This is a genomic window from Mucilaginibacter kameinonensis (assembly GCF_003675385.1).
GTDB classification, from domain to species: Bacteria; Bacteroidota; Bacteroidia; order Sphingobacteriales; family Sphingobacteriaceae; genus Mucilaginibacter; species Mucilaginibacter kameinonensis.
This window is the reverse complement of record NZ_RCWZ01000001.1, coordinates 561,190-574,690: the sequence shown is the minus strand read 5'-3', so window position 1 is coordinate 574,690 and position 13,501 is coordinate 561,190. Positions and strand designations below refer to the sequence as shown.

The window sequence follows — 13,501 nt, the reverse complement described above, 5'->3', positions numbered from 1 at the left end:
TATTCGCGTTTTAATACTTACTTTTGCCGTATTCCGTTATATGGAATGTTGACTGTGAAAAAAAACCGCCTACATATTGTATTCGCGTGGCTGCTGCTTATCTGCTTTGTGGCCGGGCAATATATGGTTTATTCGCACCAGCATGCCCTCATTAAGGGAATCACCAAACACAACCACCTGGCAGAGGGCCGGCAAACCATTAAAGAAAAATGTTTAATGTGCGATGCCATGCACCATACCGATGCGGTGGCAGTTAGCAATACCTCATTTTTAATACCCCTCGTAACATCCGATCATGTTTTTAAGCCTGGCGATTATGACTTTATAAGCATCGCGCTTATTCTTTCGGCCGGGAGGGCACCTCCGGTTAGGGCTTAACGCTGTCCTATATTTTTTCTTAAAAACAACTCCGTTATCATTAAACGGTAATTATCAATTTTCTTAAATTTTCATCATGAAATTAAAGCTTATAAGCTTCATTATATTGTTGTTTGTGCAGGTTTCTGCATTTGCTAACAAGTATACTATTACTATAAACAATAAAACCGAAGATGCCATTGGCAACCTTTCGGGTACTATTACCGATAAAGCCGACGGCAAACCAATCATTGGCGCTACAGTAAACATTCCGGATTTACGCAAAGGGGCTATTACCGATGTAAACGGCAAATACAGCTTCGGCAGCGTTCCTAAAGGCGTTTTCCTTGTTCAGGTAACTTATATCGGCTATTTAACCGTTAACCAACGGGTCGACTTTTCAAAAACAAGTGTATTTGATGTTAAAATGCAAACCTCATCGCTTGAAGCCGGTGAAGTTGTTATTACCGGTGTAAGCAAAGCCACCGAAATAAAGCGCAGCCCTGTACCAATGGTTGCAGTAGGTAAAACCTATTTGGAGCAGCGTGCGGCATCCGGCAATATTATTGATCAGATAGCTACCCTGCCAGGTGTAAGCGCAGTTACTACAGGCCCCAACGTATCAAAGCCATTTATTCATGGCCTGGGCTACAACAGGGTGATCACCCTGCAGGATGGTATACGCCAGGAAGGTCAGCAATGGGGCGATGAGCATGGTATTGAAGTAGATCAAAACTCTATCGACAGGGTTGAGGTGATCAAAGGACCTGCAAGTTTAACTTATGGTTCAGATGCAATCGGCGGTGTGGTGAACCTGATATCACCGGCTCCGGTACCCGAAGGGAAGATCCTCGGCTCGGTGCAGGGATTATATGGCACAAACCAGGGGCTATATAATGGTTCATTCAGGTTACAGGGAAACCAAAACGGCCTTATCTGGGGTACGGTGATCTCGGCCAAAGGCAGCAAAGACTATCAAAATGAGCACGATGGCCGTGTATACGCTACTAACTACCGCGAAAAAGATGCCCGTGTAATGGTAGGCCTTAATAAATCATGGGGTTATTCATACCTGCATGCTTCAGTATTTGATGATGAACAGGCTATACCCGATGGAAGTCGCGACTCGCTTACCCGCAAGTTTACCCGCCAAATTACCGAGGATGACGCTTTCAGGCCAATTGTTCCGCAGTCTGTTTTAAACTCGTATAGCATCCCTACGTTGCACCAGCATGTGCAACTTTACCGCATTTACAATAACAGTAACTTTATTTTAGGCAACGGAAACCTGGCAGTTAACCTGGGCTATCAATACAGCCACCGCCGTGAATTTACCCACCCCGAAGCCGGTGACATTGCCGGGCTTAACCTGCACCTAACTACTTATACCTATGATGTTAAATATAACTTCAACATCGGCAACGAGTATGAAACAACCTTCGGCATTAACGGTCAGTATCAAAACAACACCATCGGCGACGCGACGGATTTCCCTATACCGGCTTACCACCAGTTTGATGTAGGCCCTTTCTTTGTGATAAAAAAGAGCTTCGGCAAGCTTGACCTTTCGGCAGGTGCAAGGTACGATACCCGCTCGTTCAGCAATAGCGCGGCGTATGTTGACACACTTGGCCGCAATGGCTTCCCGCAGTTATATACCGGCAGCAATCCCGAAACCACTGCAAACGTGACCAAACAGTTTGACGCCTTTAACAAAAGGTTCAGCGGATTTTCAGGCAGTTTCGGAGCAACTTATAATGTGTCGGACGCGTTCCTGATCAAAGGAAATATTTCCCGCGGTTTCAGGGCACCAAGTATAGCTGAAATTTCGGCCAACGGCCCGGATCCAGGCTCACAGATCTACCACATCGGTGATAAAAACTTCAAACCGGAGTTCAGTTTGCAGGAAGATATAGGCACTTTCCTTACCTTGCCTAATATTTCGGCCAGCGTTGAGGTGTTTAATAACAATTTGTCAAACTATATTTACCAGCAACAGGTATTAGCTGCCGATGGCAGTCCGGTTTATACACAGGGTTATACCACATTTACTTATGTGCAAAGCAAAGCCCGCATTTATGGCGGCGAGGTAAATGTAGACCTGCACCCTATATCATGGCTGCATTTTGAAAACGCCTTAAGCTTAACCTATGGCGAAAACAAAGGCAATGGCGGCCCGGTTGCGGACAGTTTAAAATACCTGCCTTTTATACCTCCTTTGCACACACATTCCGAGTTGCGGGGCACATTTAACGGCGGCTTTGGTAAAATCAAAAGCATTTATGCCTTTGTTGGCTTTGACCACTATAGCGCTCAAGACCGCTTTTTCGCTGCATACGGCACAGAAACCTATACAGCAGGCTACAACCTGTTAAGCGCAGGTTTTGGAGGCAACATTGTTAACAAAGCGGGTCAGCCGGTTATTAAACTTTTTGTTGAAGGTACTAACCTTGCCAATGTTAACTATCAATCAAACATGAGCAGGCTTAAGTATTTTGATAATCCTAACGTACCTGAAGGCGTACACCCCGGCATATTTAACATGGGTCGTAATATCAGCTTCAAGGTGGTTGTTCCTTTTGGGTTTAATAGCAATAAAAAATCCTGATAACATTTAAACTATTAACTGAAAGTCCCGCCTTTGTGGTGGGACTTTTTTTGTTTACATGACTATTCATTTCTTCTTCCCTTTGCCATCCTTAGCAACAATGACGGCTCTTCGCAACTTCTGTTTAAGCTTGGTGATATAGCTTACAGGTAGATAAAGCTTCGTTGCCGTTGGTTTTAACCAACGGAGTAATGAACAACAATAAGAGAGGGCTTCAGCCTAATCCGCTTGTATAGTTGGGCTAAAGCCAGGACCTTTCAACTTTTATTCCGTTGGTTAAAACCAACGGTAATGAATATTTTGCATTGTTAAATATCATCCTGTCACCTTCCCGCTTGCGAACTTGTTACTTTAGGCCGCAATCGTCACCTCCAGGTCAAACTCCCTTTTTAGGCAGCAGGGGCCAAACATTTAATTCCGTCTCCTGTCTCTTCTGTATGCGTAAAATACTGTTAGTTCTCGCTTTCGTATTGGCAAACATCGTTGTCAAGGCCCAATCAACTGATACCCTTTCCATCACACTCGAAAACGTAAAGTATCCATATCCGGTAAACTTTATGCCCATCAAGGTTGAAGGGGAGGATCTCCGCATGGCATATATGGATGTAAAGCCACCTGTCCCCAACGGTAAAACTGTTATGCTTTTTCACGGCAAAAACTTTGGTGGTTACTATTGGACGGATGTTATTAAAGTACTAAGCGGGAAAGGCTATCGTGTGATTGTACCCGATCAGATCGGGTTTGGCAAATCGTCCAAGCCGTTTATTCATTACAGCTTTCACCAATTGGCGCGATTTAATAAAAACCTGCTGGATAGTTTAGGCATACAGAAAATCACACTAATGGGTCATTCCATGGGAGGGATGCTGGCTACCCGCATTACGCTGATGTATCCCGACAGGGTGGAAAAACTACTGCTTGAAGATCCTATCGGCTTGGAGGATTACCGAACTTTTGTACCCTATAACAGTGCCGAAGATGATTACAAAGCCGAGTTAAAAACCAGCTACGAAAGCGTTAAGAAATACTATCAAACATCCTACTTCACCTCATGGAAACCCGAGTATGACTACCTGGTTAATATTGGCGCAGGGGTAAGTAAAAGTGCCGATTTCCCGCGCTATGCTAAAGTAGCCGCGTTAACCTTTGAGATGATTTACGAGCAGCCTGTTTGTTACGAGTTCGGACTGATTAAAGTGCCTACAGTTTTGTTTATCGGCAAAGAGGATAAAACCATAGTTGGCAAAGCGTTACTCAGCGACGAAGAGAAAGCTAAACACGGGCAGTATAAAATATTAGGCCCGGAAACCGCTAAGAAGATTCCCGGCTGCAAGCTGATCGAATTTGACAATTGCGGTCACATCCCGCATATTGAAGCTAAAGATGCCTTTTTTAAAGCACTTACGGCCAATTTATAATTTAGGGATTTTGAGTATTTTTGGATATAGAACAACATCATTACACGTGCAACTATCTGTAAATTCACTATCCCAGTTACCGCAGGCTGCCGAAGCCATTTTGGCCAATTCGGCGGGGAACAAAATTTTTCTTTTTTATGGCGAAATGGGGGCCGGGAAAACCACGCTCATCAAAACCTTGTGCGAACAGTTGGGGGTAACCGAACAGGCCACCAGTCCAACGTTTTCTATTGTTAACGAGTATATTGGCCGTGATAGCCGGATCTTTCACTTTGATTTCTACCGCCTAAAAAACCAAACCGAAGCGTTGGATATGGGTTACGAGGAATATTTTTACAGCGATGCCTACTGCTTTATTGAGTGGCCCGAAAAAATTCCGGACCTGCTTCCCATCCATTATACCACTGTCAGGATCGAAGTATCAGACGCCAGCTCGCGCCTCATCAGCATCGAAAATATTTAGTTTTATCATCCATCGTTTTTTATTATCTTCAACAGCCTTTAAAACAATACATCATGAGTTCAGGGATCTATAGCGGGTTTTCGGATATTGCCAAACAAGCAATGATGCAACCCCAGGAATCGTTGCTGGAGGTAAAAAGCAAAAAAAACAAGCTGTACATCGGCATTCCTAAAGAAGTATCCTTCCAGGAAAACCGGGTGCCTTTAACACCGCTGTCGGTAGCTTTATTGGTTAACAATGGGCACGATGTATTACTGGAAAGCAATGCGGGTCAGGCCGCTAATTTTTCGGACAAAGACTATAGCGAACAGGGGGCCCAGATAGTTTATGATACCAAAAAGGTTTATGAAGCCGATATCATCATCAAAATAGCCCCGCCCACCGCGCAGGAAATTGAAATGATGAAGCCGGGACAGCTCCTGATCTCCACCCTGCAAATGGCTACGCTCAAAGCCGAAAATATTCAAGCCCTCATGGCTAAAAAAATCACGGCCTTAAGCTTTGAACATCTTCGTGATGAAGGCAATATTTTGACCGTAGTAAGGGCCATGAGCGAAATTGTAGGCGCAACCTCTATCCTCATTGCTGCCGAATATTTAAGCAATGTTTTTGAAGGCAAGGGCCTGATGCTGGGCGGCATAACCGGTGTTCCACCTACAGAAATCGTGATTCTTGGTGCAGGTACAGTAGGAGAGTATGCCGCGCGTACCGCGATATCCCTTGGTGCCGAAGTTAAAGTGTTCGACCCCTCAATATACAAGCTTCGCCGCCTGCAAAACAATATTGGCAACCGGGTTTTCACCTCTGTTGTTCAGCCTATTGTATTGGAGAAAGCCATCACCACCTGCGATGTTGCCATTGGCGCGCTCCGTGCCGAAGACGGTCGCAGCCCATGTATTATCTCAGAGGCCACCGTTAGCCGCATGAAGCGCGACTCGGTAATTATCGACGTAAGTATCGACCAGGGTGGCTGCTTCGAAACATCTGAAGTTACTAACCACACCCACCCGGTTTTCCGCAAATATGATGTAATCCATTATTGCGTGCCTAATATCGCGTCGCGTGTTGCCCGTACGGCTACCTATGCGCTCACCAATATTTTTGCACCTATTCTGCTTGATATTGGCGATATGGGCGGCATCAAAAACCTGATTTGGGAAAAATCGGGCGTGCGGAACGCGGTTTACATTTACCACGGCCAGCTCACCAATAAACATATCGGCGAGCGTTTCTCCATCCCATGTAAAGATCTTGACCTGCTGATCGTATCTCACAGATAATATGCTTCGCAGATATTTGATCTTATTGGTATTTGTCGTCGGCTCATTGCATGTTAGCGCGCAGCATTATAAGTATATCGACAGTACAAAAATATGCGGCGTTGCCCGTTATAAAGTACAGGTTAAGGCCAATCCAGATAAACAGCTTGTCGAGATCAAAAAATATATTCCGCAGATAGTCTTAGACCTCCGGTATGCTACCACCAACAATTTCATGCACCGCCGCATGTATACAACGGCTAAGGCATTTGCACGTTTGCCTGTGGTAAAAGCACTGCAGCAGGTGGAGGCCGAATTAAAAACCCAGGGACTTGGCCTTAAAATTTACGATGCATACCGGCCATATTCGATAACCGTCAATTTTTATGAAATGGCCCCCGATACCAATTTTGTAGCCGACCCGCGCAAGGGATCAAAGCATAACCGGGGCTGTGCTATCGATCTTTCACTTATTAACCTTAAAACCGGGAAGGAGCTGGATATGCCAACGGGCTTTGATAGTTTCAGCCGCAAGGCCGGTGCAAACTACATGGATTTACCGGCACAGCAAATTTCCAATCGCGAGCTGTTAAAAACCGTAATGGCCAAATATGGCTTTAAGGTGATCTCAACCGAATGGTGGCATTATGACTTTACCGGCTGGCCCGAGTACGAATTGCTGGACATTCCGGTTCAGGCGCTGTAACGCTTTTAATACTTTCAATTCGAAACTTACACTTTTATTACAGTTGCCTTACAAAAGGCATTAATATTGCTTAGCCTACATAAATAGGCGTTAACCTTAAATCTATTGGCATGAAATTTTTCAGCAAAGAATATTTTAAGCAACTATGGAAAGTCCTGCTGGCAACTTTCACCGGCTTCTCAAAAGATAATGGTTTAAAGCTAAGCGCCTCTCTGGCTTATTACACTGTATTTTCAATAGCACCACTATTAATCATTGTAATTTCGGTTGCGGGTATTGTATTTAAAGATCATGCTACAGATACTTTATACCCTCAAATGTCAAAGTTCTTGGGAGCAGCCGCGGCAGCCCAAATTCAGGAAGCTTTAAAAAATCTCGCGCTTTCAGGCAAATCGGGGATAGCGGTAATTATTGGATCGATAACATTATTATTAGGTGCAAGCAGCATTTTTATTGAGATTCAGGACTCACTGAACACCATTTGGCGAGTTAAAGCGAAGCCTAAAAGCGGCTGGATACAATTACTTCGTAACCGCTTTATCTCATTTTCTTTAATAATTAGCCTTGGTTTTTTATTGCTGGCTTCCCTGTTAATTAATTTAATAATGGATGCGCTAAGCACACGTATTGAACATTTTTTACCGGCTATTACCGGTCTTTTATTGAAAGGTGTAAACCTTGCCATTACACTTATAGTTATCACCACCCTATTTGGTATCATATTTAAGTTCTTGCCCGATGTCAAGATTAAATGGAAAGATGTGCGTAGCGGCGCGTTTTTTACTGCATTACTTTTTATGTTAGGCCAATACGTCATTAGTCTATACATACAAAAAACAGCCCAGGGCTCGGCCTACGGCGCGGCTGGCTCCATCATCGTGATATTAGTGTGGATCTATTATACTTCGGCAATATTATATATCGGTGCCGAATTTACGCAGGTTTACGCCGAGGCCAGCGGGAGCCATATTGAACCGGCCGACTATGCAGTTCATGTTCAGCAAACCGAAGTGGAGCATAGGGTAAAAACACTTCCGGCCCAAAACCCACAACTTGAGGGAAATTTGAAAAAAGACGACGGGAAGGACGAAAAAGGGTAAATTCTTTTGAACAGCAAGCTGGGCACAAGTGAGCCCCGCCCAATCCATCGCGCAACACTTGCACCAGAAAGGAGAAGAAAAAGGATAGGAAACCCCAAAACAACCTGTCATGCTGAACTTGTTTCAGCACCCCACTTGCTAAGTATTACCATGCTAAGCAAGACGCCAACTAATCACATGAGGTCCCGAAACAAATTCGGGATGACAAAATGATGGTTAAAACTCTTCATGTATATACGTCATGATCCTTACCATTTCATCCCTTATTTCGCGGGTTGAGCGGGTAAAGTTATTGTTCATGAACGCGAAGGCCAGGTGCTTGCCTTTGCGGGTAACAATGTAGCCACTTTGATTATGGTTGTTACTTAACGATCCGGTTTTAGCCCACACAAATGGCTGCCCGTTATCGGTTTTATAAGCGCTTTTGATTGTACCGGCTACGCCGCCTATCGGCATCATACTGTGCAGCAGGTTTTCGTCTTTCACTTCATCCTGAATTTTAAGCAGCAGGGCTACAATATCCCGTGGTGTAAACAAATTAAAGCGCGATAGGCCTGAGCCATCTACCCATTGCGGCACATCTGGCAAATCATTTAAAAAATGCGCTTTTGAATAATTGATCACCGAATCGGCGTTAAGGGTATTAAATTTTAATGATGAGCATACCAGCAGCAATTGTTCGGCAATAAAATTATCGCTGGGCTGGAGCATCCGCCGGTAAACCGAATCGGCATTGGTGTTATAAACAGTTTTGGTATCGGCGGTCATGGGTTCCTGTAACAGGGCCACCTGCTTTTTCAGTGTATCCTGCAGTAAAGCCATGGTTAGCTGCAAGCTTGTTTTCCATGGAATTTCCTGCTTATAATTCACCGGGATATCACCGGTGGGGTACACAAAATTATTGCTGATAACATCACGCTTTACTTTAAACTGTTTGGGGCGATAGTTGATATCGGCAGTCAAAAACCTTTTTAAATAATTGGGCTTTACCTGCATATTGCCGTCCCGGTCTGCATAAAGCAGGGCAACGTTATCTTCAAGGGGCAGGGCTGTAATTTCGGCCTGGTAATAATCGTTATAATCATCCCATGCCCAACCGGCGCCAAAAAGTTCGCCCGTATAATTCCCTGGCGAATAAAACAGCTGTTTATTGCTATTCTTTAAAAAGTTAAGCCCGTTAACCCCTTTTAAGTCACTATGTAAAAAAGAGGGATCGCCTGTACCCCAGAATATCAGCGAATCGCCGCGCGTTTGGTAGCGCAATGCAGGGATAGAATCACCGAGCATTTTCAAGCACGTATAAAAGGTAAAAAGCTTGGTATTAGATGCCGGCGTGAAGTATTTATTGGCATTTAATTCATATATCATTTTATGCTCGTCCAAATCATAAAGGGCAAACCCTGTAAAATGATCATTAACAATCTGCGAATGCTTGAACAGCTTTTTAACCTTTCTTTTTTTTATTGAACGGGCATAAATAGTATCATGACAAAGGGATAAAACACAAACAATTAACAGAAATGAAATTGTTGACTTTCGCATAATAAAATAATTATTTAACAAATAAATCTCGTAAATTTAATACACCAACTATAACCGATTTGTTACACAAGCTATATTATAATTTACGCCTCCCGGGGGCATTGTGGCTTGCATCCGTGTTAACATTTTGCTTTGCAACCACAGCCCGGGCCCAGTACTTTGATCTTGATGTGCATAAAAAAAAGGTGACTATTCCGTTTAAATTGGAGCGGAACCTGATGATCATCCCACTCAAAATCAACCATAAAGGGCCCTTTAATTTTATATTGGATACAGGCGTAGGCCTCATGATCATAACCGATCCTAAATTAGCCGATTCTATCAGCATTCCTAACAAACGTATATTAAAAATCCCCGGTCTTGGCGAGGGGGAGGATTCTGAAGCTTATGTAACCTCAACTTTAGATGTAGCTATACCGGGCCTTGTTAGTTACGATGTTGCCGCGGCTATTTTAAGGAAAGATATATTTAACCTTTCGGGTTATGCTGGCATGCCTATCCATGGCTTGCTTGGTTATGAATTTTTTAACAATCTCGCAGTGAAAATCAGTTTCCAGGACAGCACCCTTACCATTTGCAGGCCTAAAGACCTTAAGCCATTCCGGAAATCAAATAAGATCCCGATGTCGGTAGAAGACAGGAAAGCATATGTATACGCTAAGGCCTTTATGCCAGGCATCGCCCCCATAAAAACCAAACTGGTTGTTGACCTCGGTGCAGGCCACCCAGTATCCATTGAGCGTTATATCAAAAACTACGGGCTTCCGCAAAAATTTATTTCTTCAGCCAATCTTGGTATTGGTTTAAACGGCCCCATAAATGGCTTTATAAGCAGGATGGAAGAATTTGACCTGGGTAAATTCAGGATGAAAAAAGTAATAGCTTCTTTTCCGGACGATGGCAATAACCAAACCCACCTGGCTGTTCCGCGCGATGGAAACCTGGGTGTGGGCATTCTGAAACGCTTCACTGTTATTCTTGATTACCCGGATAGCGCGATGTATTTAAAGCCCAACTTCACCTATAATGATCCCTTTGAGCATGACATGAGCGGCCTTGAATATTATGCGGCAGGCGATCATTTGGAAAGGATCATCATCAGCCGGGTTGAACCGGGCTCTTCCGCCGACGAAATTGGTCTTGAACGTGATGATGAAATAATATCGGTAAATTTTAAGCCTGTTTCAAGAATGACCCTCCAGGAAATCGATGAACTTTTTAAATCAAAGGATGATAGGAGCCTGCTGCTTGAAGTTTATCATGATAAACGGGTTGATAAAGTTGTGCTAACCTTAAAACGCCGCATATAATCAATAATACTTGTAAATTATTAATGATAAAACGCTTTATCGGCAAAAAAAGACCTGCTTTTTATATAAATTTACGGTTAAAACTATTGTAATAAATGAAAAAACATTCGCTGCCGGGTATTTATTTACGCGGCTCAGTACTGGCACTTGCTGTTTTGGCTGGCTCATGCGCTACCAAAAAGCAAGCTGCAAACCAAAGCCTCACACTAAAAACCACTACTACAGCTAACGGAACTGTTGCTACCGCGACAACCGGTGCCCCCAAAAAAGAGGGAATTAAAAAATTCAGCGACCTTATTCCGGCTAAAACCAAGGCCGATAGCGGACTTTTTAATACTTATAAAGTTGATGGCAAATATTATTATGAAATACCCGATTCGTTAATTAACCGCGAAATGCTTGTGGTTACCCGCTTTGTAAAAACACCAGGCGGCTTAAAGACATTTGGCCAGCAGTACGGCGGCGAAGAAATTAACGACCAGGTTTGGAAATGGGAAAAACACGATAAGCAGGTATTTATCCGGGTCCCAAGCTATTCATTACGTGCCGATAGCACCAGCGATATGTATCAATCGGTTAAAAACTCTAACCTGGACGCTATTTTGGCCTCTTTTGAGATAAAGGCATTTAATAAAGATACCACTGGCGTTTTAATTGATGTTACCGATTTTTATAATGGCGATATTGCAGCCATCGGTCTATCTGACGATATCAAAAAAGCTTACAAAACCATGGGCGTTGATAACTCACGTTCATATATCGACACCATTAAAAGCTTCCCGATAAATATTGAGGCGCATACCTTAAAAACTTACCGCGCCGGCGAATCGCCAACCGATAACAGCATTGCCGCGGTAACATTTGAACTGAACACCTCCATGCTGCTGTTACCTAAAGTTCCGATGAAGTCCAGGATCATGGACCCGCGCGTGGGCTTTTTTGGGCAGCGCCAAACAGATTATGGCACCAATGCGCAGAAAGCCCTGGTTACTGCTTACATCCACCGCTGGAAACTGGAGCCTAAAGACCCTATTGCCTATGCAAAAGGAGAGTTGGTTGAGCCAAAAAAACAAATTGTATTTTACATTGACCCAGCTACCCCTAAAAAATGGGTGCCATATTTAATACAGGGTGTAAACGATTGGCAAAAAGCGTTTGAGTCGGCAGGCTTTAAAAATGCAATTACTGCTAAAGAAGCTCCAACAGCCAAACAAGACCCTCAATTTAGTACCGAAGATGCACGCTATAGCGTAATCAGGTATTTCGCGTCGGATGTTGAAAACGCTTATGGCCCTCACGTAGCCGACCCACGTAGCGGCGAGATCCTGGAAAGCCACGTTGGCTGGTACCACAACGTAATGCAATTACTGCGCGACTGGTACCTGATCCAAACAGCGGCAGTAAATCCCAATGCCCGCCATGCACAATTTTCTGACGATCAAATGGGTGAACTGATCCGATTTGTATCATCGCATGAGGTTGGCCACACCTTGGGCTTACCACATAACTTTGGTTCAAGCTATGCTTACCCTGTCGACTCGTTACGTTCAAAAACCTTTACCGACAAACATGGTACCGCGCCATCTATCATGGACTATGCCCGTTTTAACTACATTGCCCAACCCGGCGATGGCGTTACACACCTGTACCCACAAATAGGGGAGTATGATGACTGGTCGATTAAATGGGGATATACCTGGTTCCCGGGTAATAAAACTCCGGAGCAGGAAAAAGAAATATTAGCCGTATGGACCAACAAGAATGCAGGTAACCCTGTTTACTACTTCGGTCGCCAGGGCACTTCTATCGACCCTCGTTTACAAAACGAAGACCTGGGCGACAATGCCATGAAAGCCAGCGCTTACGGTATCGCCAACCTGAAACGTATTTTGCCAAACCTCGAAAAATGGTCGTACAAAAAAGATGAGGACTATAGCGACCTTAACGAATTATACAACGAAGTTTTAGGGCAGTTTTATCGTTACATGGGCCATGTAACCACCAACATTGGCGGCATGAACGAAAACTTTAAAACCTATGATCAAAAAGGTGCTGTATATGATTTTGTGAGCAAGGCCCGTCAGCGCGAAGCCGCTTTATTCTTAAATCAGCAACTGTACGCTACGCCATCATGGCTTATTAACAAACCGGAGCTCGCAAAATTTGATAACGGCGTTATCATAAACCGTATTAAAGCTATGCAGGTTTCACTATTGAGCAACGAGCTTAATCCGTCAAGGTTGGCCCGTATGTATGATAACGAGGCTAAAAATGGTGCTAACGCATATACCGTAGCTCAACTATTAACAGACCTGCACACCGGCATATTTGGTACCGCTAAACCAGATGGTTATCAGCGTAACCTGCAAAGAGGGTACATTGAAAATCTGAAAAACCTGTTAAACACAGATGCAAGCTTTTCGTTCCCGGGTGTATCAAGCGCGCAGCTGGCAAGCTGGGGCTTTACCCCAATCAACATCGTACTGTCTGATATCAGGCCGATGGTACGTGCCGAGTTAAAGAAAATTGATACCGGCTTACCAAAAGGCGGCGATGCCATAACAGCAGCTCATTATGCCGACCTTCACCTCAGGATAAAGGAAGCCCTTAACCCTACAAGGCCTGTTGTTAATATTGGTGGAGGAATGGTTAGGGGTATAAATACCGCCAACCAAGATATACTGAATGAGAAAACAGGAAGTATGAATTGCTGGCCACGCACCAATGTTGAAAACTAA

General features: G+C 43.9%; 10 protein-coding genes. 9 read left to right on the top strand and 1 reads right to left on the bottom strand.

Translation table 11 applies throughout. The annotated features are described in order from the left end of the window. The first annotated feature begins 54 nt into the window (after window positions 1-54). The 7 genes from EAH55_RS02565 to EAH55_RS02535 all read left to right on the top strand — a co-directional run bounded on the left by EAH55_RS02565 (window position 55) and on the right by EAH55_RS02535 (window position 7,911). Window positions 55-378, top strand: coding sequence for a hypothetical protein (locus EAH55_RS02565; RefSeq protein WP_146750055.1), 324 nt, complete (start codon window positions 55-57; stop codon window positions 376-378). Window positions 379-454: 76 nt separating this feature from the next. Further along, window positions 455-2,965, top strand: coding sequence for a TonB-dependent receptor (locus tag EAH55_RS02560; protein WP_121808366.1), 2,511 nt, complete (start codon window positions 455-457; stop codon window positions 2,963-2,965). Window positions 2,966-3,402: 437 nt separating this feature from the next. After that, window positions 3,403-4,383 carry an alpha/beta fold hydrolase gene (locus EAH55_RS02555; RefSeq protein WP_121808365.1) on the top strand — a complete coding sequence of 327 codons (981 nt, stop codon included), beginning with the start codon at window positions 3,403-3,405 and terminating at the stop codon, window positions 4,381-4,383. Between the two features lie 46 nt (window positions 4,384-4,429). Further along, window positions 4,430-4,846: a tRNA (adenosine(37)-N6)-threonylcarbamoyltransferase complex ATPase subunit type 1 TsaE gene (gene tsaE, locus EAH55_RS02550; protein ID WP_121808364.1), complete on the top strand. Its 417-nt coding sequence runs from the start codon at window positions 4,430-4,432 to the stop codon at window positions 4,844-4,846. A 53-nt stretch (window positions 4,847-4,899) separates the two neighbouring features. Beyond that, window positions 4,900-6,126, top strand: coding sequence for an alanine dehydrogenase (locus EAH55_RS02545; RefSeq protein ID WP_112574218.1), 1,227 nt, complete (start codon window positions 4,900-4,902; stop codon window positions 6,124-6,126). A 1-nt stretch (window position 6,127) separates the two neighbouring features. Beyond that, the gene (locus EAH55_RS02540) at window positions 6,128-6,811 is read left to right on the top strand and encodes a M15 family metallopeptidase (RefSeq protein ID WP_121808363.1); all 684 of its coding nucleotides are present in this window, start codon (window positions 6,128-6,130) and stop codon (window positions 6,809-6,811) included. 110 nt (window positions 6,812-6,921) lie between these two features. After that, window positions 6,922-7,911, top strand: a complete 990-nt coding sequence (locus EAH55_RS02535; protein WP_121808362.1) for a YihY/virulence factor BrkB family protein — start codon at window positions 6,922-6,924, stop codon at window positions 7,909-7,911. Between the two features lie 216 nt (window positions 7,912-8,127). On the opposite strand, the gene EAH55_RS02530 is transcribed toward EAH55_RS02535, so the two are convergent. Further along, window positions 8,128-9,453, bottom strand: coding sequence for a D-alanyl-D-alanine carboxypeptidase/D-alanyl-D-alanine-endopeptidase (locus tag EAH55_RS02530; protein WP_244228081.1), 1,326 nt, complete (start codon window positions 9,451-9,453; stop codon window positions 8,128-8,130). A gap of 218 nt (window positions 9,454-9,671) precedes the next feature. Between EAH55_RS02530 and EAH55_RS02525 the strand changes: the two genes are divergently transcribed. Together EAH55_RS02525 and EAH55_RS02520 are read left to right on the top strand one after the other, a co-directional pair. Continuing rightward, window positions 9,672-10,763 carry an aspartyl protease family protein gene (locus tag EAH55_RS02525; RefSeq protein WP_162996726.1) on the top strand — a complete coding sequence of 364 codons (1,092 nt, stop codon included), beginning with the start codon at window positions 9,672-9,674 and terminating at the stop codon, window positions 10,761-10,763. A 95-nt stretch (window positions 10,764-10,858) separates the two neighbouring features. Next, window positions 10,859-13,501, top strand: a complete 2,643-nt coding sequence (locus tag EAH55_RS02520) for a zinc-dependent metalloprotease (RefSeq protein WP_121808359.1) — start codon at window positions 10,859-10,861, stop codon at window positions 13,499-13,501.